The organism is Duganella sp. SG902 (genome assembly GCF_013376005.1).
GTDB lineage: Bacteria > Pseudomonadota > Gammaproteobacteria > Burkholderiales > Burkholderiaceae_D > Rugamonas.
This window is the reverse complement of record NZ_JABMJK010000002.1, coordinates 627562-649504: the sequence shown is the minus strand read 5'-3', so window position 1 is coordinate 649504 and position 21943 is coordinate 627562. Positions and strand designations below refer to the sequence as shown.

Here is a 21943-nt window from a genome sequence, read left to right as displayed (position 1 = left end):
TCAGGCATCTTTCTTGGTCGAGAAATCTTCATCGGAACCCGGCACGGTATTACCGACCGGTTCTTTTTCATGCAGGTTCACCGTGGTGTGGATCGGCGACGGCAGCGGGAAGGTGGTCGCGCCCTTCTCCGCCTCGCACACGCTGTTGCGGAACATGGAGAACAGCTCGCGGCCCATGCCCACCTGGTTCAGCGACATGTCGGCGCTGGCCATCGAGCGCGCGTGCCACACGGCGGAATCCACCAGCGCCTCCAGCGTGCCGGTTTCCGCGCACACCTTGATGATGTCGCCATCGCGCACCAGGCCCAGCGGACCGCCGGCCAGAATCTCCGGCGAAACGTGGATCGCCGCCGGCACCTTGCCCGAGGCGCCCGACATGCGGCCGTCGGTCACCAGCGCCACCTTGCGGCCGGCGTCCTGCAGATTGGCCAGCGCCGGGGTCAGCGCGTGCAGTTCCGGCATGCCGTTGGCGCGCGGGCCTTGGAAGCGGATCACGGCCACGAAGTCGCGGTCCAGCTGACCGGCCTTGTACGCATCCATGAAGTCTTCCTGCGAATCGAACACCAGCGCCGGCGCTTCCACCGTGCGGTGCTGCGGCTTCACGGCCGACACCTTCATCACCGCGCGGCCCAGGTTACCCTGCACCAGCACCATGCCGCCGTCCGGCGAGAACGGGTTGCTGTGCTTGCGCAGCACTTTCTCGTCGCCCGATTCGGCCGGCGAATCCTTGAACACCACGCCCTTGCCGCCCTCGCCCAGGAATGGCTCGGCGCAGTGCTTGCGCAGGCCCTTGCCCAGGATGGTGGTGACGTCGTCGTGCAGCAGGCCCGCGTCCAGCAGCTCGCGGATCACGAAACCGGTGCTGCCGGCGGCGTGGAAGTGGTTCACGTCCGCCTCGCCGTTCGGGTAGATGCGGCACAGCAGCGGCACCACCTTCGACAGATCGTCGAAGTCGTTCCAGTCGATCACGATGCCGGCCGCCTTGGCGATCGCCGGCAGGTGCAGCGTGTGGTTGGTGGAACCGCCGGTGGCCAGCAGCGCCACGATGGCGTTGACGATGGCCTTCTCGTCGACCACGTGGCCGACCGGGATGTATTCATTGCCCTGGTCCGAGATGACGGCGGCGCGCTGGGCGGCGGCCTTGGTCAGTTCGTCGCGCAGCGGCGTGTTGGGGGTGATGAAGGCGGCGCCTGGCAGGTGCAGGCCCATGACTTCCATCAGCATCTGGTTGGAGTTGGCGGTGCCGTAGAAGGTGCAGGTGCCGGCGCCGTGGTAGGACTGCGACTCGCCTTCCAGCAGCTCGGCGCGGCCCACCTTGCCCTGCGCGTACAGCTGGCGGATCTTGGCTTTCTCGGAGTTCGACAGGCCGGTGGTCATCGGGCCGGCCGGCACGAACACCGCCGGCAGGTGGCCGAAGTGCAGCGCGCCGATCAGCAGGCCCGGCACGATCTTGTCGCACACGCCCAGGTACAGGGCCGAGTCGAACATATTGTGCGACAGCGCCACGGCCGCCGCCATGGCGATGGCGTCGCGCGAGAACAGCGACAGCTCCATGCCGGCCTGGCCCTGGGTCACGCCGTCGCACATGGCGGGCGTGCCGCCGGCGAACTGCGCCACCGCGCCGACTTCGCGCACGGCTTGTTTGATGATTTCAGGGAAGCGCTCGAACGGCTGGTGCGCCGACAGCATGTCGTTGTAGGCCGAGACAATCGCCACCGATGGCTTCTTCACCTCTTTCAGCACCAGCTTGTCGTTGGCGGGGAAAGCGGCAAAGCCGTGCGCCAGGTTGGTACAGGCCAGCGTGCCGCGCTGCGGCCCCTTGACGCGGGCCGCCTCGAGATGGGCCAGGTACGCGCCGCGCGATGGTTTGCTGCGCTGGATGATGCGATTGGTGACTTTTTCCAGGACTGGATGCAACGCCATGATCGTTCCTTATGAATGGTTTCCGTGAAATTTTACTACAAAATCGCAAACCCCACTGGCTTTTCTTAGGCTAAACCGCCCTTCGCGACATCCTCCCGGGACAGAAATATTCAGTCGACCACTACGAAACCGTAGTGAATTTACCTGATTTTCCTGTATCATTTAACCATCCCCTTCCTACCTACAATATTATGCGCCAGCCTGCCCTGACCACTACCGCAAGCTTCCAAGCCCTTGAATCCCACGCCGCCGACGCCCGGAACTGGCAATTGCGCCAGTTGTTTGCCGCCGATGCGCAGCGTTTCCCCAAACTGACGGTCGACGCGGCCGGCCTGTTCCTCGACTATTCGAAGAACCGGCTGGACGCCACCACCATCGGCCTGCTGCTGGATCTGGCCCGTGAGCGCGGCGTGGAACGCCAGCGCGACGCCATGCTCAGCGGCGAGAAGATCAATCTTACCGAACAACGCGCCGTGCTGCACACCGCGCTCCGTATGCCGCGCGGCAAAGCGCTGGTGGTGGACGGCCAGGACGTCAACGCCGACGTGCACGCGGTGCTGGACCACGTCAAGGAATTCACCGACCGCGTACGCAACGGCCAGTGGCTGGGCTACAGCGGCAAGCAAATCACCGACGTGGTCAACATCGGCATCGGCGGTTCGGACCTGGGCCCGAAAATGGCGGTGCTGGCGCTGCGCTCGTACGCGCATCCGCGCCTGAAGATGCACTTCGTCTCCAACGTCGACGGCCATGACATGGACGCCGCGCTGGCGCAGGTCAATCCCGAAACGACCTTGTTCATCATCGCCTCCAAGACCTTCACCACCGCCGAGACCATGCTGAACGCGGGCACCGCGCGCAACTGGTTCCTGCAGAACGGCGGCAAGGCCGAGGACCTGGCCAAGCACTTCGTGGCCGTCTCCACCAACACCAAGGCGGTGGCGGAATTCGGCATCGACACCGCCAATATGTTCCCGTTCTGGGACTGGGTCGGCGGCCGTTACTCGGTATGGTCGGCGATCGGCCTGTCGGTGGCGCTGGCGGTGGGCTTCGGCTACTTCAGCGACTTCCTGGCCGGCGCGCACGCGATGGATGAACACTTCCGCGAGGCGCCGCTGGAACAGAACATGCCGGTGCTGCTGGCCATGGTCGGCTTCTGGAACCGCCAGTTCCTGAATGCCGGTTCGCTGTCGATCGCGCCATACCACCAGGACCTGAACCGCTTCCCGGCCTACCTGCAACAGCTGGACATGGAATCGAACGGCAAGCGGGTCACCCGCGACGGCGGCGAGGTCGATACCGTCACCTGCCCGGTGGTCTGGGGCGAGTGCGGCACCAACGCGCAGCACGCCTACTTCCAGTTGCTGCACCAGGGCACCGACGTGACGCCGATCGACTTCATCGCCGCCCTGCGCGCCACGCACGATCTGGCCGGGCACCACGACGCGCTGCTGGCCAACTGCTTCGCACAGTCGGAAGCCTTCATGACCGGCAAGACCGCCGATGAAGTGCGCGCCGACCTGGCCGGCGCCAAGCTGAGCGCCGAGGAAATCGAGGCGCTGGTGCCGCACAAGACCTTCCCGGGCAACCGTCCGTCCAACACCATCCTGATGGACCAGCTGACGCCGGGCGCGCTGGGCGCGCTGATCGCGCTGTACGAGCACAAGACCTTCGTGCAGGGCGTGATCTGGGACGTCAACAGCTTCGACCAGTGGGGCGTAGAGCTGGGCAAGGTGCTGGCGAAAAATATCCAGTCCGAACTGACGGGCGAAGTGAAACCGGAACGTCATGACAGCTCGACCAATGGCCTGATCTTCATGGCGAAAGCGGCCCAACACATTTAACCCACCACCACGTCGCCCCGGCGCAGGCCGGGGCCCATGCTGAGTGTGCGGCACCGCGCACGGGTTATGGATTCCGGCCTGCGCCGGAATGACGGTTTGAGGCCAACACATATGAACATCAAAGTAGCTTACGACGCAGTGATGCAAACCGGCGAGTGCCCGCTGTGGCACCCGCAAGAGCAGGCACTGTACTGGGTGGACATCCCCGCCTTCACCGTGCACCGCCTCGACCCGGCCAGCGGCGCGCACCGCGCGTGGAAACTGGCCAGCGAGCCGGCCACGCTGGGCATCAGCGACCAGGGCGGCCTGATCGTCGCCATGCGCAGCGGCTTCGCGCACCTCGACACCAGCAGCGACGCAGTCAAGCTGACCGAGATCGCCGCCGCGCCCTACGACCAATCGATCACCCGCTTCAACGACGGCCACGTCGATCCCGCCGGCCGCTTCTGGGTCGGTACCATCTACGAGCCGCGCGACAAGCCGGCGGCCGAGATGTACGTGCTGGAACGGGGCAAGCTGCGCAAGGCCTGGTCGGGCGGCATGACCAACTCCAACGGCTCCGGCTTCAGCCCGGACCAGAAGACCATGTACCACGCCGACACCGCCGCGCACCGCGTCACCCGGCTTGATTACGACGTCGCCACCGGCACGGTGGACAACCAGCGTCTGCTGCACCAGTTCTCGATGGACAAGGAGAACAACTACGGCGGCCGTCCCGACGGCGCCGCCGTGGACAGCGAAGGCAATTACTGGGTGGCGATGTTTGAAGGCGCGCGCATCGTCAAGCTGTCGCCGCAGGGCGAGCTGCTGGGCGAGATCAAGCTGCCGGTGCGCTGCCCGACCATGCCGGCGTTTGGCGGCCCGGACCTGAAAACCCTCTACGTCACCAGCGCCGGCGCCCGTCCGGCGCCCGAACTGGCACAATATCCGCTGAGCGGCAAGCTGCTGGCGATCGAGATGGACGTGGCCGGCCGCGCCGAGCCAGCCTACAGGCAGTAACTCCTCCCCGCGTCCGGCCATCCGCGCCGGACGCCCCCTCCCCACCTTCCCTACCAAACTCTACCGTGCGTAGCGGTCGCGCAGATCCGGGTAAAATCCAAAAACTTATCATTTTTATCACTAATATTCATAGGGCATCAACCCATGTCCGCTTTGAATCCTCTTGCAGGCCAGGCGCTGATCGGCCAGCAAAGCCGTCTCGTTAAACTGACCACGCCACTTGGCGAAGACATCCTGCTGCCGCAACGCGTGGTGGCCAGCGACCGCCTGGGCCGAGACTACGCCTACACCGTCGACTGCCTGGCGGTACGCGACGACATCGAGCTGAAGACCTTGATCGCGCAGCCGGTCACGCTATGGGTGCAGCAGGCCGACCAGAGCTACTTGCCTGTGCACGGCTATGTGCACCGCATGAAGCGCCTGGGCAGCGACGGCCAGTTCACACACTGCCAGCTGGCGTTTGCGCCCTGGCTGCACTTCCTCAAGTTCCGCAAGGATGCGCGCATCTGGCAGGACCAGAGCGCCGACGCCATCCTCAGCGAAGTATTCAGCGGCCATCCGCAGGCGCAGGGCAATTTCCGCTTCGAGCTCAGGGAGGCCGCCCTGCCGCGTTCCTACTGCACCCAATATGAAAGCGACTGGCACTTCGCCCAACGGCTGATGGAGGAAGAAGGCTGGTTCGGCTACCACGAGCAAAAACCGGACGGCTCGGGCCATACGCTGGTCATCACCGACAATACCGACCAGCTCAAGCCGGCGCCGCGGGAACAAATCCATTTCCACGGCGCCGGCACCGAAGATGAGCTGAACAAAATCGTCCACTGGAGCGCGGACCGCAGCCTGGCGTCCAGCCAGCTGACCACGCGCACCTATGACTACAAGGCGCCCAACGAAACGCGGCAAAGCAACACCATCGTGCAATCCAGTCATGGCGACCTGCCAGGGCAGTTGGAGGTGTACGAATACACCGGCGCCTACACCTACGCGAAACAGGAACAGGGCGACAAGCAATCTCGCCTGCGGGTCGAACAGTGGGAATCGGCCATGAAGCGCTTCGCGGCTGTGTCGGGCGTGCGCTGCCTACCGGCGGGCAGTTGGTTCACGCTGGAAGACCATCCGGCCCACATCGCCGATCCAGTGGAGGACCGGCAGTTCGTGGTGGTGGCGGTGGAATGGGCGATCGAAAATAATCTGCCGTTGTCGAACAAGGTCAAGGAATTCCCGGGCAGCCTGGCGCCGCAGCTGGCGGCGTTCAAAGCCCTGCTCGGCCGCGATGCGCGGGCGCCGGCGGAAAACGCGCACACCGGCCATTGCTTCAACCGGCTCGAAGTCCAACGCCGCAAGGTGCCGTTCCGCAGCCCGTTCGAGCATCCCAAGCCGGAACTGCACCCGCAGACGGCGATGGTGGTCGGCCCCGGCGGCGAAGAGATTTATACCGATCACCTGAACCGTGTCAAAGTCAAATTCCGCTGGGACCGGCAAAACCCCGGCGACGAGCGCGCCTCGTGCTGGGTGCGCGTCAGCTACCCGAACGCCGGGCAGGGCTGGGGCGGACTGAGCGTGCCGCGCATCGGCCAGGAGGTGATCGTCACTTTCCTCGATGGGGATGCGGACCGGCCGGTGATCACCGGCCGCCTGTACAACGAAGACCAGGCCCCGCAATGGCATACGGACGGCAAGCTGTCCGGCTACAAGTCCAAGGAATACCAGGGCAGCGGCTTCAACCAGCTGGTGCTGGACGACACCACACGGCAGAACCGGGTGCACCTGTACAGCACCAGCACAAACGCGCAGCTCAATCTCGGCTATCTGGTCAGCCAAAGCGGCAACCAGCGCAACGGGTTCTATGGTTCCGGCTTTGCCCTCAGCACCGACGAGTATGGCGCCATCGTCACGCACAAGGGGCTATACCTGAGCACTTATGGCCGCCCGGGCCCGCAGGGCACGCAGCTGGATACGGCCGAAGCCACCGCCCAGCTCAAGGCCGGCGCCGAGTTGACCAAGAAGCTGTCCGACACCGCCGCCAGGGCCGGCGCCGAAGCCCTGATCGGCCAGCAGGCGCTGAGCCGGTTTGCCGACGCCACGCAGGAGCGCTATGACGGCGACGGCCAGGGCGAGGCCAACCGCTTCAAGGAAGCCATCCTGCTGGCGGGTTCGCCGGCCGGCATCGGCCTGGCCACCAACCAGGGTGCGCACGTCCACGCCGGCGCCGAGGTCACGCTGTCGTCGGGCCAGGATACCAATCTCGCCGTGGGCAAGAGCCTGCTGGCCAGCATAGGCGAGAAGATCAGCCTGTTCGCCTACAACGCCGGCATCAAACTGTTTGCCGCCAAGGGCAAGGTGGAAGTGCAAGCGCAGAGCGACGATCTGGACCTGATCGCGGAAAAGGTGGTGCGCCTGCTGTCGACCACGGCCAGCATCGACATTCACGCCAAGGAGGAAATCACGCTTTCCGCCGGCGGCTCGTTCATCAAGATCAATGGCTCCGGCATCACCAACGGCACCTCCGGCACCTGGACCGCGCAGGCATCGATGCACAGCATGCCCGGTCCGGCCCGGCAGCAATACGTGATGCCACACGTCGCCAAGCCGGAATTGCAGAAGTCCGAGCTGGAGTTCCGCCATCTGACCGACTGGGGCGCGCCGATGGCCGGCGCCGCGTTCAAGGCCACCCTGAGCGACGGCAGCATCCGCAAAGGCGTGCTCGACGCGGCCGGCATCGCCCGCCTCGCCGGCGTGCCGGCCGGCGCCGGCGCCAAGATCGAATACGATTACAAGCCGCTGCAGGCCAGTTCCACCGTCAGCACGGAAATGCATGAGGACTTGCAGGAATTCCTGGACTGGACGCCAGGCGGCAACCGGCAAGGCGACGCATGACGCCGCCTCCTGAGCATTCCATTCTTGAGGACGCCTGGGGCCAGGTCGTGGGCGGCATGGACTGGCTCAAGTCCGTGCTGATCGGCGAGTTCGCCGACCACCGGCCGCTGTCGGCGGTGGTGGCGGACATGCTGGTCAGCTTTGTGCCCGGGGTGGTCATCGTCACCAGCGCGCGCGATGCGGTGGCGGTGATCCTGCGGCTGGCCAATCATCCCGAGAAGCGCGAGGACTTGATGGAGTGGGTGCTGCTGAGCGCCTGCCTGATCGTCATCGCCCTGCCGCTGGCGATGGCGGCCGGGGGCGCGGCGGCGGCCGGCGTGGGGGCGGTGGTGGGCGGCATCGCCGGCTCCGAGCTGGGCGCGGCGCTGCGCTCGGTCATGCTGCTGTTGATCAAGGAGGCGTCCAAGCTGGTGGAGCTGATCCGCTTCCTGCAAAAATTCATCAAGGGCGACATCCTCAAATTCCTGCGCGCAGTGAAGTTCGCCAGGTACGAAAAGCCGCTGCTGCAGGCGCTGAGGAAAATCAGCGGCAAGCTGGTGGACATCGTCAAGTCGCTGCGCGGACATCTGGAAAGCCTGAGCTACTTCAACCGCGTCAAGGCCACCATCGCCAGGCTGGCCGAGTGGGAGCGCAAGTTTTACGCGGTGCAGCGGGACGCCATCCGCCAGGTGCCCAGAGCCCTGGCGGAACTGGACGCCCGCCTGGCCAGGTTGCTGTCCGAGACGGCGCCGAAAGAGGCGCATACCGTGCCGGCCGGGGTGCAAGCCGACAAGGCGGCCGCCGCCGCGCCGGCCAAGCAGCGGGTAAGGGATACGCCGGGCAAAGTCATGCCCAAGGTCGAAGACAAGCCGGCGCCCAGGCCGAAACCGGCCGCCAAGCCAGCCGCAAAGCCGAAGCCGAAAGCCACGCCCAAACCGCCGGCCGATCCGCCGCCCCTCAAAGACGCGCCCGATCCGGTCCAACCACCCGACGGCGGCGCCAACACGAAAAAACAGACGGTGGCCGATGCCGCGATCGCGGCCGACCGCGAGCGGATCACGCAATTGTCCAAGGAAGCGCGCGATGCCGAGAAAGCCGGTGACACCAAACTCGCCAAGAAAAAGATCAACGAAGCCCGCGACATACTGCGCCCCTACCTGCCGAAAAATCCCGGCGACAAATGGGACGAGGTGATTAAGCGGTTGGACGTGTCGTCGCCGAAAGATGGCGCGGTCTTCTGGTCTGGCACAGCTTATCAGGCAAAGGTCACTGGCGCGCCCGACGCAGCCAGGGCCTTTGCGGAGAAAATTGGCGGCGTCACCCTCGAAACCACGCCAGGCGGGCGTATTATCGATGGATGGGATGAAGTCAACAATGGCATGAAATGGAGCCCCACAGACGGCGCGGGGCCGTGGGCCAGCGATCTATGGAAAGGTGTTTCGAAAAAATACGCCGAGGCGGCCAGCGGCGTAGTGAACGTCGTGCAGACCCCAAACAAACTATGGGACCCCGTCACCATCTGGCATACTCAAGAAAAACCGATACTGCTTGACCGCTTGAACCTGAACGAAATCGACGGCATCAAACTGCACGTCGTAGACGGACAGTCCGTATCGAAGCCGCTTTCCGATGGCTACATCAAGCAGCTTCTCGACTTCGACCAACGCCCGACAAAACCATGAATGCCTATCAAAATTTTTTAGATTTCTTTTCGATGCATAACAAGGAGCGTCTGGATGGCTTGAGTGAAAGCTATTTCACGGATATGACGCCTCAGGAACGCAATCAGGCGTTTGATTTCCTGTTGGCCCGGGTGAAGGCCGGTGGCGATGAAGAAAGCATGCACGGACTATTCAGGGCGGACGCGGCAAGGGCGGTCGCGCCGGTGAAGGAGTTATTGGCTTCCGGCGCCTTGACCGGCGAGGCGCAAATTGCCGCGGCATGGAACCTCTGGCAAATTGCGCATGACGAGGAGCTTTTGTCCGTCTTTATTGAATTCCTGCACAGCCCTGACGAACAACTGCGGGAAAAAGCTGCGTACTACGTGCCAGCGGAGTTGACCGCTCCATTGAAAACCGCTCTGCAAGGCATGATCCGCACCGAAACTGAGCGCCTGGTCGCCGTCCACGCGGTCAACAAGCTGCTGGACTGTTATGACGTCAGCAAAGAGTCCGTTGGCGAGGAAACATACCTCGGCATTTATCGCGGCCTGCGCAGCCAGAACCTGGAAGACAAGGAGGCCGCCTTTAAAACGCTGGATGCCTTATACGCATAAAAGGAGCTGAACATGGCGCTGCCCATCGTCCGCTTAGGAGACCCAACCTCGCATGGCGGCAGCGTCATCAGCGCGTCCGCCACGCACCTCATCGGCAACATCGGCATCGCCCGCGTGGGCGATCAAGTGGCATGCCCATTGCCGGGACACGGCATCAACATAATTATCGAGGGCACGCCGACCTACCTGATCGGCGGCCGCATGGTGGCCCTGCACGGCCACCACTGTGCTTGTGGCTGCACCTTGATCTCCAGCCTGGTTACCGCCACCTACGGATAGCCTCCCCATCATGACCGCTGCATTTGATACCTTCATGCACCAGTACCAAATGTCTGGCAGCGACAAGGCTGACGGCTATGGTAAGGATGCGTTAGCCGGACTGACCAGCGAGGAACAGAAAGAAGTCTTCAACCTGTTGCTGACAGAGCTGCCGTTCTCTGTCGAATGGCTGTTTTTCCTGGACGCCGAAAAAGCGCTGGCCGTCGCCAAAGAATACGAGGCGAAGTGGCGCTGCGACGGCGATCGCCATGTCTACAAGCTACAACAACATATCGTCCAGCATACCGGCGATTGGGTTTATCAGCAGCGCATGATAGAAGATTACCCTCATTACGTGGGTAGATTGCGCCTCCTGGCGATTGATGCCGTCCATCGCACACCAGCCAACGCGGCCACGATGGCGTTTTTAGAGCAGGTCATTCTTACCGAAACCGATGAGCGCGCCCTTGCGCGAGCCTGCCGGCATCTGCTCGGTGACGCTGGCCTCTCCCCCAACAGCGACAATTACCAACGATTGCTGAATTCCTTGCGGAGCGACAGTATCGCGACGAAATTGGCCGCATTTACCGAGATACATGGTCTGACTTGATCTCGTTCCGCGTCCCGATCAATACCAACGCATGAGATGGCGGGCCAGCTTATAATTTGAAGATGGCTTAGGGAACCGGAAATTGGTTGCGCAAACGTGAGCGGGACCGCAACAGCACCGCCCTCGCCATAGGAGAATGTAGTAAATTTTCTTGCAAACCACCCTGATAAGTAGTAAATTTACAGTAGCGGCCGCGTGCTGCGCGCGGCATTCCCTCGGCACTTTTTTTGCGACGATTTTCATATTATGGCTCTTTCCGATTTTGACCTGGTTCTGTTTGGCGGCAGCGGCGATCTGGCGATGCGCAAATTGCTGCCCGCGATGTATGCCCGCGACGTCGCCAACGACCTGCCCGACAGCGCCCGCATCATTTGCGTGGGCCGCGCGGAGGCCAGCCAGGAGGAATTCCTGCAAACCGTGGAAACCACGTCCAAGCCGCTGATCAAATCGCCGGCCGTGACGCCGGCCGCCTGGTCGCGCTTCACCGCCCGCATCGTCTACGTCTCGCTCAACGCCACCGACGCCGCCAGCTACAAGCCGCTGGTCGAGGCGCTGCGCAAGGACGACGCCATCACCAAGGTCTACTACCTGGCGACGCCGCCGGCGATCTTCGCCAAGATCTGCGAGAGCCTGAAGGAAAATGGCCTGGTCACGCCGAATTCGCGCGTGGTGCTGGAAAAGCCGCTGGGCCGCGACCTGGCCTCGGCCAAGCAGATCAACGCCGAAGTGGGCAAGGTGTTCGAGGAATCGCAGATCTACCGCATCGACCACTACCTGGGCAAGGAGACCGTGCAGAATCTGCTGGCGCTGCGCTTCGGTAACATCCTGTTCGAGCCGCTGTGGCGCCGCGAGTGGATCTCCGACGTGCAGATCACCATCGCCGAGAAACTGGGCGTGGGCAACCGCCTCGGTTACTACGACACCTCGGGCGCGCTGCGCGACATGCTGCAGAACCATCTGCTGCAGCTGCTGTGCATCGTCGCCATGGAGCCGCCAACCTCGATCGCGCCGGACGCCGTGCGCGACGCCAAGCTGCAGGTGCTGCGTTCGCTCAAGCGCTTCACCCCGACCACGCTGGCGCAGAACATCGTGCGCGGCCAGTACCGCGCCGGCCATGTGGACGGCAAGGCCGTGCCGAGCTACCGCGACGAACCGGATGCGCCGGCCCACTCGCGCACCGAAACCTTCGTCGCCATGAAGGCGGAAATCGACACCTGGCGCTGGGCCGGCGTGCCGTTCTACCTGCGCACCGGCAAGCGCATGGCCGACGGCCTGGCCGAAATCGTGGTGCGCTTCAAGCAGATCCCGCACTCGATCTTCAACCAGCCGACCAACAGCTTCCAGCCTAATTCGCTGGTGATCCGCCTGCAGCCGGACGAGGGCCTGCGCATGAACCTGATGGCCAAGACGCCGGGCGACGGCATGCGCCTGAAGCAGGCCGAGTTGGAACTGGACTTCCGCGAGCAATTCAAGTCGCCGCGCATGGAAGCCTACGAGCGCCTGCTGCTGGACGTGCTGCGCGGCCAACTGACCCTGTTCATGCGCGGCGACGAGCTGGAGGCGGCGTGGGAATGGGTCGAGCCTATCCTCAACAGCTGGGAATCGGAAGACAGCTACCCGCTGCCATATGCCTCCGGCACCTGGGGCCCGGCCGCCGCATCGGCGCTGATCGGCCGCGATGGTCTGCAATGGCGTGAAGAAGTTCTGCCGGAAGACTAATGCTGCTCGATTCCATCCGTACCCAACTCGACTCGCTCTCCAAATCGGAGCGCAAGGTGGCGTTGGCCGTGCTCGAACATCCGACGCAGACGGTCAACCAGAACATCACTGCGCTGGCCAAAAGCGCGCAAGTGTCCGAACCGACCGTGGTACGTTTCTGCCGCACGCTGGGCTATGACGGCTGGCATGAGTTCAAGCTCAAGCTGGCCCAGGGCCTGGCGCTGGCCCTGCCCGGCCTGAACGAACAGCCGACCCAGGACGACCTGGCGGCGGACCTGGTCAACAAGATCTGCAGCCGCTCGATCAACACCCTGCTGGACCTGCGCAACAACCTCGATCCGGAAGCGATCCAGAAGGCGCTGGACATCCTGTCCAAGGCCAACAAGATCGAGTTCTATGGCCAGGGCACGTCCGGCATCGTGGCGGCCGACGCGCAGCACAAATTCTTCCGTTCCGGCGTGCCGACCGTGGCGTATGCCGACCCGCACATCCACAGCATCGCGGCGGCCCTGCTGCGCACCGGCGATGCGCTGGTGGCGATCTCGCAGCGCGGCAACAGCCCGTCGTTGGTGCGCTCGGTGAAACTGGCGCGCCGCGGCGGCGCCGACGTGATCGTGCTGGCGCCCTCGGGCACGCCGCTGGCCGACCTGGCGACGGTGCTGATCCCGATCGACCTGATCTTCAACATCGACCCCTACACGCCGATCTCGGCGCGCCTGGCGTATCTGGTGGTGATCGACGTGCTGGCCGTCGGCCTGGCCCTGCAACGCGGCCCGGAGTTCCGCAAGAAAATGCAGAACGCCCAGAAAGCCCTGCAGGAATTCGACCTCCAGTTCGATTCCTTCATCGGCTAATCAACCTGATGGCGACCTCGAGCGATCCCACTTCGATTTCGCCGCCCACCCAGGCATTGAATTTCCGGGTGCGTTATCGCCTGGGCGAGTATTTCAGCCTGGTTACCTCCCACGTCATCGCCGACCTCACACGCCGCAAGACCGCCCAAGGAAAACAAGAGGGATGGATGGATGTGCTGATCCTGCGGACCACCTTGTGCCTGTTCATCCCACCGATTTTTTTATTCAAGACGCTACAAGTCGGCCCATGCGAGTTCCGGGTTGACGACGCGGGAATAGTACGGAAATCCAAGGTGGGCGAATTGGTGGTACCGTGGTCGGAGATCGTGGCGATACACGAATACCCGGCGGGCTATCTGTTCGCCAAGGATAACGGCGCGATGCCAGTGCCGCTTCGGGTGCTCACGACCGACCAGCTGATCCAGTTGAAACACTACGTGGCCTTGCATCGACAGACGGGGTAACCATGAAAAAATTCTTGCTATTGGTGTCAACTCTAGTGGCTTTTAACTATGCGTTTGCCGGCAATGGGTACGAACAAAAGCTCTATCTACAACTAAAAGAAATTTCGGCGGCGCCGCATCGCGATAAGGACTTTCCTATTTACGCGAAAAACGTCGCCCACCTCACGCAAGTCCTGGACCAATACAATCGCGGCGGCGGGGAAGACCAACATCTGCAATTGGCCAGCGACCAATTCCTGAAGGCGCTGAATTTCTGGGCGAAAGCCAAATTGGCAGAGCAATCACAAGCGGCGTACGCGCAAAACATGCAGGCGGTTCAGGCATCCCTGAAGGCGGCGGACAGTCAAATTTTATTATATGAAAAGGGACTGAAAGTAGCCCGGGCGCGCTAAGCGGTACAAAGCCCGGCCTCAAACTCGTGATCCGCAAGGAGCTGCGCTAACCGATGGAAGGTTCAGTCGTCACCGTCGTGCTGTTTGCCGCGCTGTTGCACGCCAGCTGGAACGCGCTGGTCAAGGCCGGCCCCGATAAATATCTCACCACCCTGCTGGTGGCCTGCGGCGCCGGCGCCGTCTCGCTGCCGCTGCTGCCCTTTACCGCCCTGCCGCACGCCGACAGCTGGCCGTGGCTGATCGCCTCCGCCTGCTGCCAGGTGATCTATTACCGCCTGCTGGCCGCCGCCTACAAGCACGGCGACATGAGCCAGGCCTACCCGCTGATGCGCGGCGCGGCGCCGCTGCTGGTGGCGCTGGCCAGTGTGCCGCTGCTGGGCGAACGCCTGCACTGGCGCCAGGACGTCGCCGTGGTCCTGATCTGCGGCGGCGTGCTCACGCTGACCATTCTGCGCGGCGCCAGCGTCGGCGCCAACACCGCCGCCAACCGCGACGCCCGCCGCCGCGCCACCGCCTACGCCCTGCTCAACGCCGCCGTCATCGCCGCCTACACCATGATCGACGGCGCCGGCGTGCGCAAGTCCGGGGCGCCGGCCGCCTACACCATGTGGCTGTTCGTGCTCACCGCCGCCATGCTGCTGCTGTGCTCCACCAACCGCTGGCACGAGCTGCCCGCGTACGCGCGCGCGCACCTGCGCGTGATGCTGCTGGGCGGCTTCGGCACGCTGGCCTCCTACGGCCTGGCCTTGTGGGCCATGACGCAGGCCCCGGTGGCCGCCGTCGCCGCGCTGCGCGAGACTTCCATCCTGTTCGCCGCCTTGCTCGCCGCCCTGTTCCTGCGCGAGCGGCTGGCGCCCGGCCGCATCCTCGCCATCACCTTGATCGCTTGTGGCGCAATTGTGATGCGCCTCGGCTGAGACGGAGTAAAATAAGCGCGACCACAACTTTTCTTATCAGATTGGCAGCGTTCATGAACCAACTCGAACAACTCAAGCAGCACACCATCGTCGTTGCCGATACCGGCGACTTCCAGGCCATCCAGCAGTACACCCCGCGCGATGCGACCACCAACCCGTCGCTGATCCTGAAGGCGGTGCAAAAGGACGAGTACAAGCCGCTGCTGGAAAAAGCCGTGCGCGACAACCTGGACGCCAGCACCGGCGACGTGATCGACCACCTGCTGGTCGCCTTCGGCAAGCAAATCCTGCGCGTGATCCCGGGCCGCGTGTCGACCGAGATCGACGCCGCCCTGTCGTTCAACACCGCCGCCTCGGTGGCCAAGGGCCGCGACCTGATCAAGCTGTACGAAAAGAACGGCATCGACCGCGAGCGCGTGCTGATCAAGATGGCCTCCACCTGGGAAGGCATCCGCGCCTCCGAGATCCTGGAGAAGGAAGGCATCCACACCAACATGACGCTGCTGTTCTCGCTGCCGCAGGCCATCGCCTGCGCCGAGGCGGGCGCCAAGCTGATTTCGCCGTTCGTCGGCCGCATCTACGACTGGTACAAGAAATCCACCGGCATCGACTACCAGGGCGCGGAAGATCCGGGCGTGCAGTCGGTCAAGCGCATCTACAACTACTACCGCAAGTTCGGCTACAACACCGAAGTGATGGGCGCCAGCTTCCGCAATGTCGGCCAGATCCTCGAACTGGCCGGCTGCGACCTGCTGACCATCAGCCCGGACCTGCTGCAAAAGCTGGCCGACTCCAACGCCCCGGTCGAGCGCAAACTGAGCCCGGACGGCAGCGGCGGCGCGCCGATCGGCAAGATCGCCATCGACGAGCCGACCTTCCGCTTCATGTTCAACGAGGACGCGATGGCCACCGAGAAGACCGCGGAAGGCATCCGCGCCTTCGTGGCCGATACCGCCAAACTGAAACAGATCATCTCCGGCATGCGTTAATCCCGGGATTGTCCTGCAAAAGGCAGAAGCGCGGCACCGTCCGCCCTTCTGCCTTTTTTGCATTACAATCTTGCATTAACTGTAAACACCGCGAGACATCCATGAGATTCGTCCCACGCTGCACCGCCCTTGCCCTTCTCACCCTGTTGAGCGCCTGCGGCGACAAGGAAGCGCCCAAGAGCGCGCCGCCGCCCGCCACCGTATCCGTCGTCACCGTCGCTCCCGCCGCCGTCACCCTGAACAGCGAACTGCCCGGCCGCACCGAGGCCTCGCGCATCGCGCAGGTGCGCGCGCGCACCGCCGGCATCGTGCTGCAGCGCGTGTACAAGGAAGGCGGCGACGTGAAGGCCGGCGAGGTGCTGTTCCGCATCGACCCGGCGCAGTTCCAGGCCTCGTACGACAGCGCGCAGGCGGCCGTCGTCAAGGCCGAGGCCAATCTGGCGCAGGCGGACCTCAAGGTGAAACGCTACAAGCCATTGCTGGCGGCGCAGGCGGTCAGCCAGCAGGAGTACGACGACGCCGTCACCGCGCAAAAGCAGGCGGCGGCCGATCTGGCCACCAGCAAGGCGGCGCGCACCACCGCCGGCCTGACCCTGGGCTATGCCACCGTGACCGCCCCCATCTCCGGCCGCGTGAGCCGCGCGCTGGTGACCGAGGGCGCGCTGGTCGGCCAGGGCGAGGCAACGCCGATGGCCACCGTGCAGCAGCTCGATCCGATCTACGTCACCATCACGCAGTCGTCCACCGAGGTGCTGAAGCTGCAGCGCGCGCTGGCCGAAGGCAAACTGCAACGCGCCGGCAAGGACCAGGCGCGCGTCACGCTGGTGACGGAAGATGGCCAGCCCTACCCGCACGCGGGCAAGCTGCTGTTCTCGGACGTGTCGGTGGATGAAAGCACCGGCACCGTCGCCATGCGCGCAGAGTTCCCGAATCCGAACCGCGTTCTGCTGCCCGGCATGTACGTGCGCGCGCGTCTCGAACAGGGCGTGAACGAAGCGGCGATCACCGTGCCGCAGCAGGCCATCGTGCGCACCAACGAGGGCGCGACGGTGCTGATCGTCGGCGCCGACAACAAGGTGCTGTCGCAGCCCGTGACCGCCAACGCCAACGACGGCAACAACTGGGTGGTGAGCGCCGGCCTGAAAGGCGGCGAGCGCATTGTGATCGAGGGCTTCCAGAAGGCCAAACCCGGCGCCACGGTCAATCCGCAGCCGTGGAAAGGCCCGGTTGGCGCCGCGCCGGCCGCGGCCAAGTAAGCGGGAGCGCACATGGCCAAGTTCTTTATCGACCGCCCGGTGTTCGCATGGGTGATCGCCCTGTTCATCCTGCTGGGCGGGATGCTGGCGATCACCGTGCTGCCGGTATCGCAATACCCGACCATCGCGCCGCCCGCCATCGTGGTGTCGGCCAACTACCCCGGCGCCACCGCGCAGGTGCTGGACGACGCCGTCACCAGCGTGATCGAGCAGGAGATGAACGGCGCCGACGGCCTGCAATACGTGGAATCGCAAAGCGAGGCCAGTGGCGCGGTGACCATCACCGTCACCTTCGTCCCCGGCACCAATCCGGACCTTGCGGCGGTGGATGTGCAGAACCGCATCAAGCGGATCGAATCGCGCCTGCCCGCCGCCGTGACCCAGCAAGGCGTGCAGGTGAACAAGGCGCGCACCAACATCCTGATGTTCGTCGGCCTGACCTCCACCGACGGCCGTCTCGACCCGACCGGCCTGGGCGACTACATGGCGCGCAACGTGGTCAACGAAATCAAACGCATCCCCGGCGTCGGCCAGGCCCAGTTGTTCGGCACCGAGCGCGCCATGCGCATCTGGGTTGATCCGCAAAAGCTGATCGGCCTGAAACTCAACATGGCCGACGTGACGGCGGCGATCCGCGCCCAGAACGCGCAGGTCACCTCCGGCACGCTGGGCGACCTGCCCAGCCCCGCGCAGCAAACCTTCTCGGCGCCGATCATGGTGACCGGCCAGCTGACCTCCACCACCGAATTCGCCAACATCGTGCTGCGCGCCAATCCGAATGGCTCGCTGGTGCGGCTGAAGGACGTGGCGCGCATCGAAATGGGCGGCGCCAATTTCAACACCAGCGCGCGCCTGAACGGCCAGCCATTCGCCGCGATCGCCGTGCAGCTGTCACTGACCGGCAACGCGCTGCAAACCGCCACCGCCGTCCACGAGAAGATGGACGAACTGGCGAAATACTTCCCGCCCGGCGTGAAGTACACCATCCCCTACGACACCTCGCTGTTCGTCAAGATCTCGATCGAGGAAGTGGTCAAGACCCTGCTGGAAGCGGTGGTGCTGGTGTTCCTGGTGATGTACCTGTTCCTGCAGAACATCCGCTACACGCTGATCCCGACCATCGTGGTGCCAGTGGCCCTGATGGGCACTTTCGCGGCGATGCAGCTGTTCGGCTTCTCCATCAACGTGCTGACCATGTTCGGCATGGTGCTGGCGATCGGCATCCTGGTCGACGACGCCATCGTGGTGGTGGAAAACGTCGAGCGCATCATGAGCGAGGAAGGCCTGTCGCCGCGCGACGCCACGCGCAAGGCCATGAGCCAGATCACCGGCGCCATCATCGGCATCACGCTGGTGCTGGTGGCGGTGTTCATCCCGATGGCCTTCTTCGGCGGCGCGGTGGGCGCGATCTACCGCCAATTCTCGCTGGCGATGGTGTCGGCCATGCTGTTCTCCGCGCTGATGGCGCTGACCCTGACGCCGGCCCTGTGCGCCACCATGCTCAAGCCGGTGGAAGCCGGCCATCATCATGAGAAGAAAGGCTTCTTCGGCTGGTTCAACCGCAAGTTCGCGGTGACGGCGACCGGCTACCAGGGCGTGATCGCGCGCATGCTCAAGCGCACCGGCCGCTATCTGGTGATCTTCGCGCTGCTGTGCGGCGTGGTGGGCTGGCTGTACGTCAAACTGCCTTCGTCCTTCCTGCCGAACGAGGATCAGGGCTACCTGATCGCCAACGTGCAGTTGCCGCCGGGCGCCTCGCAATCGCGCACGCAGGCGGTGCTGGCGCAGGCCGATGCCTACTTCCGCAAACAGCCCGCCGTGGCGCGCACCATCGCGGTGGCGGGCTTCTCGTTCTCCGGTAATGGCCAGAACGCGGGCCTGATCTTCGTGCCGCTGAAGGACTGGAAGGAACGCGGGCCGGAAGATTCGGCGCAGGCGATCGCGCAGCGCGCGTTTGGCGCGCTGTCCAGCATACCGGACGCGATCATCTTCCCGCTCAGCCCTCCGCCGATCCGAGAACTGGGCAACGCCACCGGCATCACCGCGCGCCTGCAGGACCGCAGCGCGCAGGGTCACGACGCGCTGGTCGCGGCGCGCAACCAGCTGCTGGAACTGGCGGGCAAGAGCGCCACCCTGAAGGGCGTGCGTCCGGAAGGGCTGGAAGACGCGCCGCAACTGCGGGTGGAAATCGACCGCGAGAAGGCCAACGCGCTGGGCGTGGCATTCGCCGACATCAACTCCATGATGTCCACCGCGCTGGGCTCCTCCTACGTCAACGACTTCACCAGCAGCGGACGTCAGCAGCGCGTGATCGTGCAGGCCGACGCGCCGCGCCGCCTGCAGCCGCAAGACATCATGCAGCTCAACGTGCGCAGCGCCAGCGGCACCATGGTGCCGTTCTCCTCGTTCGCCACCTCGCGCTGGATACAGGGGCCGGTGCAGCTGGTGCGCTACAACGGCTATCCGGCCATCAAACTGACCGGCGACGCGGCGCCTGGCCGCTCCACCGGCGAGGCCATGGCGGAGCTGGAGCGGCTGGCGGAGCAGCTGCCGCCGGGCTTCGGCATCGAATGGACCGGCCAGTCGCTGGAAGAAAAGACCTCCGGCTCGCAGGCGCCGATGCTGTTCGCCCTGTCGCTGCTGGCGGCCTTCCTGGTACTGGCCGCGCTGTACGAAAGCGAATCGATCCCGATCGCGGTGCTGCTGGTGGTGCCGCTGGGCGTGCTGGGCGCACTGCTTGGCGCGCATTTGCGCGCGCTGCCGAATGACGTCTACTTCAAGGTCGGCCTGATAGCGATCATCGGCCTGTCGGCCAAGAACGCGATCCTGATCATCGAGTTCGCGAAAGACCTGCAGGCGCAGGGCAAAGGGCTGATCGAGGCGACGCTGGAAGCGGTGCACCTGCGCTTCCGTCCCATCATCATGACCTCGCTGGCGTTCATCCTCGGCGTGCTGCCGCTGGTGATCGCCACCGGCGCGGGATCGGCCAGCCAGCGCGCCATCGGCACCGGCGTGATGGGCGGGATGATCACCGCGACCGTGCTGGCGGTGTTCCTGGTGCCGGTGTTCTTTGTGGTGATACGCCGCATCTTCAAGGGCAGCGAACGTCAGCGCAAGCTGGCCGCACACGAACTGAATGATAAAAACCATGAAACCTATGACTAAGCCTGCCGCTTTGGCCAGCGTCCTGCTGCTGTCGGCCTGTTCGCTGGCGCCGAAGTACGAGCGCCCCGCAGCGCCGGTGGCGGCGGCCTTCCCGTCCGACAGCGCAGGCGCCGCCTCGCGCACCAGCGTCGCGGTGCCCTTGCGCGCCGACGTGCGCGGCGCGGTCGATACCGGCTGGCGCGAATACTTCACCGATCCGCGCTTACAGGCCTTGATCGGCGCCGCGCTGGAAAACAACCGCGACCTGCGCGCGGCGGTGCTGCGCATCGAAGAAGCACGGGCACTGTACAACGTGCAGTCGGCCGACCGCCTGCCGAACGTGAACGCCAACGTTGCCGACACGCGCGCCAAGACGCCGGCATTCCTGTCGCAGACCGGGCGTTCAACCATCGGGGAGCGTTACGACGTTGGCGTCTCGGTGTCCTCGTTCGAGCTGGACTTCTTCGGCCGCGTGAAAAGCCTGAACGACGCCGCGCTGGCGAGCTACCTCGCCACCGAAGAAGCGCGGCTGGCGGCGCAGATCGCGCTGGTGGCGCAAGTGGCGCAGGCCTACTACACCGAGCGCGCCTACGCCGAGCAGTACGCGCTGGCGCAGCAGACGTACGAGGCGCGCGCGCGCACCTACAAACTCACGCAGCAGCGCGCCGAAGTCGGCGCCTCCTCGCGCCTGGACCTGCGTTCTAACGAAACGCTGATGGAAACCGCGCGCGCCGCCGCGCTCACGCTGGCACGCCAGCGGGCGCAGGCCGAGAACGCGTTGACGCTGCTGGTCGGCCAACCGCCCGCGTCGACGGCGGCGGGCGCCATGCCAGGCGACGCGCAGATCGACGCCCTGAGCGCCCTGCCGGAGGGCCTGCCGTCCGACCTGCTGACGCGCCGTCCCGACATCCGCGCCGCGGAGCAGCGCCTGAAAGCGGCCAACGCCAACATCGGCGCGGCGCGCGCGGCCTTCTTCCCGCGCATCAGCCTGACGGCGGCGGTGGGCAGCAGCAGTCCATCGCTGCATGGGTTGTTCGACAGCGGCTCCGGCAGCTGGTCGTTTGCGCCGCAACTGACGCTGCCGATCTTCGACGCCGGCCGCAACAGCGCCAACCTGACGCTGGCAGAGGTGCGCAAAAACCTCGCCGTCACCGACTACGAGAAAACCATCCAGACCGCGTTCCGCGAAGTGGCGGACGCGCTGGCCGCGCGCGACTACCTGGGCGAGCAGGTGAACGCGCAGCGCGCCGTACAGGAAGCGCAGGCGGACCGCCTCAAGCTGCTGCAGCTACGCTTCGACAACGGCGTGGCCAGCTCGCTGGACGTGCTGGACGCCCAGCGCGAGCTCTTCAGCGCACAGCAGACGCTAGTGCAGGCGCGCCTGCTGCGCACCACCACCGCCATCGACCTCTACCGCGCCCTCGGCGGCGGCCTCAAGTAAAA

The 21943-nt window shown here is 64.6% G+C and carries 17 protein-coding genes; 16 read left to right on the top strand and 1 reads right to left on the bottom strand.

Features of this window, described 5'->3' with window-relative positions:
* Positions 1-1923: a phosphogluconate dehydratase gene (gene edd / locus FHW83_RS06380; protein ID WP_176645494.1), complete on the bottom strand. Its 1923-nt coding sequence runs from the start codon at positions 1921-1923 to the stop codon at positions 1-3.
* A 191-nt stretch (positions 1924-2114) separates the two neighbouring features.
* On the opposite strand from edd, the gene pgi reads away from it, so the two are divergent.
* From pgi to FHW83_RS06300, 16 genes are all read left to right on the top strand, one after another.
* A complete protein-coding gene (gene pgi, locus FHW83_RS06375; RefSeq protein WP_176645493.1) occupies positions 2115-3767 on the top strand; it encodes a glucose-6-phosphate isomerase in 1653 nt (550 codons plus the stop codon).
* Between the two features lie 111 nt (positions 3768-3878).
* A complete protein-coding gene (locus FHW83_RS06370) occupies positions 3879-4766 on the top strand; it encodes an SMP-30/gluconolactonase/LRE family protein (RefSeq protein ID WP_229224039.1) in 888 nt (295 codons plus the stop codon).
* 144 nt (positions 4767-4910) lie between these two features.
* Positions 4911-7643, top strand: coding sequence for a type VI secretion system Vgr family protein (locus FHW83_RS06365; protein ID WP_176645491.1), 2733 nt, complete (start codon positions 4911-4913; stop codon positions 7641-7643).
* Positions 7640-9304 (top strand): hypothetical protein, encoded by a 1665-nt coding sequence (locus FHW83_RS06360; RefSeq protein ID WP_176645490.1) that lies wholly within the window; start codon positions 7640-7642, stop codon positions 9302-9304. Before FHW83_RS06365 ends, FHW83_RS06360 begins: the two co-directional genes overlap by 4 nt.
* Complete coding sequence (locus tag FHW83_RS06355; protein WP_176645489.1) at positions 9301-9897, top strand: hypothetical protein; 597 nt, start codon at positions 9301-9303, stop codon at positions 9895-9897. The genes FHW83_RS06360 and FHW83_RS06355 overlap by 4 nt, the downstream gene beginning before the upstream one ends.
* Positions 9898-9909: 12 nt before the next feature.
* A complete protein-coding gene (locus FHW83_RS06350; protein WP_176645488.1) occupies positions 9910-10176 on the top strand; it encodes a PAAR domain-containing protein in 267 nt (88 codons plus the stop codon).
* 10 nt (positions 10177-10186) lie between these two features.
* Entirely contained in the window at positions 10187-10765 is a 579-nt protein-coding gene (locus tag FHW83_RS06345; RefSeq protein ID WP_176645487.1) for a hypothetical protein, read from the top strand.
* A 246-nt stretch (positions 10766-11011) separates the two neighbouring features.
* Entirely contained in the window at positions 11012-12484 is a 1473-nt protein-coding gene (zwf, locus tag FHW83_RS06340; RefSeq protein ID WP_176645486.1) for a glucose-6-phosphate dehydrogenase, read from the top strand.
* Entirely contained in the window at positions 12484-13338 is an 855-nt protein-coding gene (locus tag FHW83_RS06335) for an SIS domain-containing protein (protein ID WP_155466821.1), read from the top strand. Before zwf ends, FHW83_RS06335 begins: the two co-directional genes overlap by 1 nt.
* Positions 13339-13346: 8 nt before the next feature.
* A complete protein-coding gene (locus tag FHW83_RS06330; RefSeq protein ID WP_176645485.1) occupies positions 13347-13802 on the top strand; it encodes a YcxB family protein in 456 nt (151 codons plus the stop codon).
* 2 nt (positions 13803-13804) lie between these two features.
* Positions 13805-14194 carry a hypothetical protein gene (locus tag FHW83_RS06325; RefSeq protein WP_176645484.1) on the top strand — a complete coding sequence of 130 codons (390 nt, stop codon included), beginning with the start codon at positions 13805-13807 and terminating at the stop codon, positions 14192-14194.
* A gap of 53 nt (positions 14195-14247) precedes the next feature.
* Positions 14248-15111, top strand: coding sequence for an EamA family transporter (locus tag FHW83_RS06320; protein ID WP_176645483.1), 864 nt, complete (start codon positions 14248-14250; stop codon positions 15109-15111).
* Positions 15112-15164: 53 nt separating this feature from the next.
* Positions 15165-16100, top strand: coding sequence for a transaldolase (tal, locus tag FHW83_RS06315; RefSeq protein WP_176645482.1), 936 nt, complete (start codon positions 15165-15167; stop codon positions 16098-16100).
* Positions 16101-16201: 101 nt separating this feature from the next.
* Entirely contained in the window at positions 16202-17356 is a 1155-nt protein-coding gene (locus FHW83_RS06310; RefSeq protein ID WP_176645481.1) for an efflux RND transporter periplasmic adaptor subunit, read from the top strand.
* A gap of 12 nt (positions 17357-17368) precedes the next feature.
* Positions 17369-20521 (top strand): efflux RND transporter permease subunit, encoded by a 3153-nt coding sequence (locus FHW83_RS06305; RefSeq protein ID WP_176645480.1) that lies wholly within the window; start codon positions 17369-17371, stop codon positions 20519-20521.
* Positions 20505-21941, top strand: coding sequence for an efflux transporter outer membrane subunit (locus FHW83_RS06300; protein WP_176645479.1), 1437 nt, complete (start codon positions 20505-20507; stop codon positions 21939-21941). The genes FHW83_RS06305 and FHW83_RS06300 overlap by 17 nt, the downstream gene beginning before the upstream one ends.
* The last annotated feature ends 2 nt before the right edge of the window (positions 21942-21943 follow it).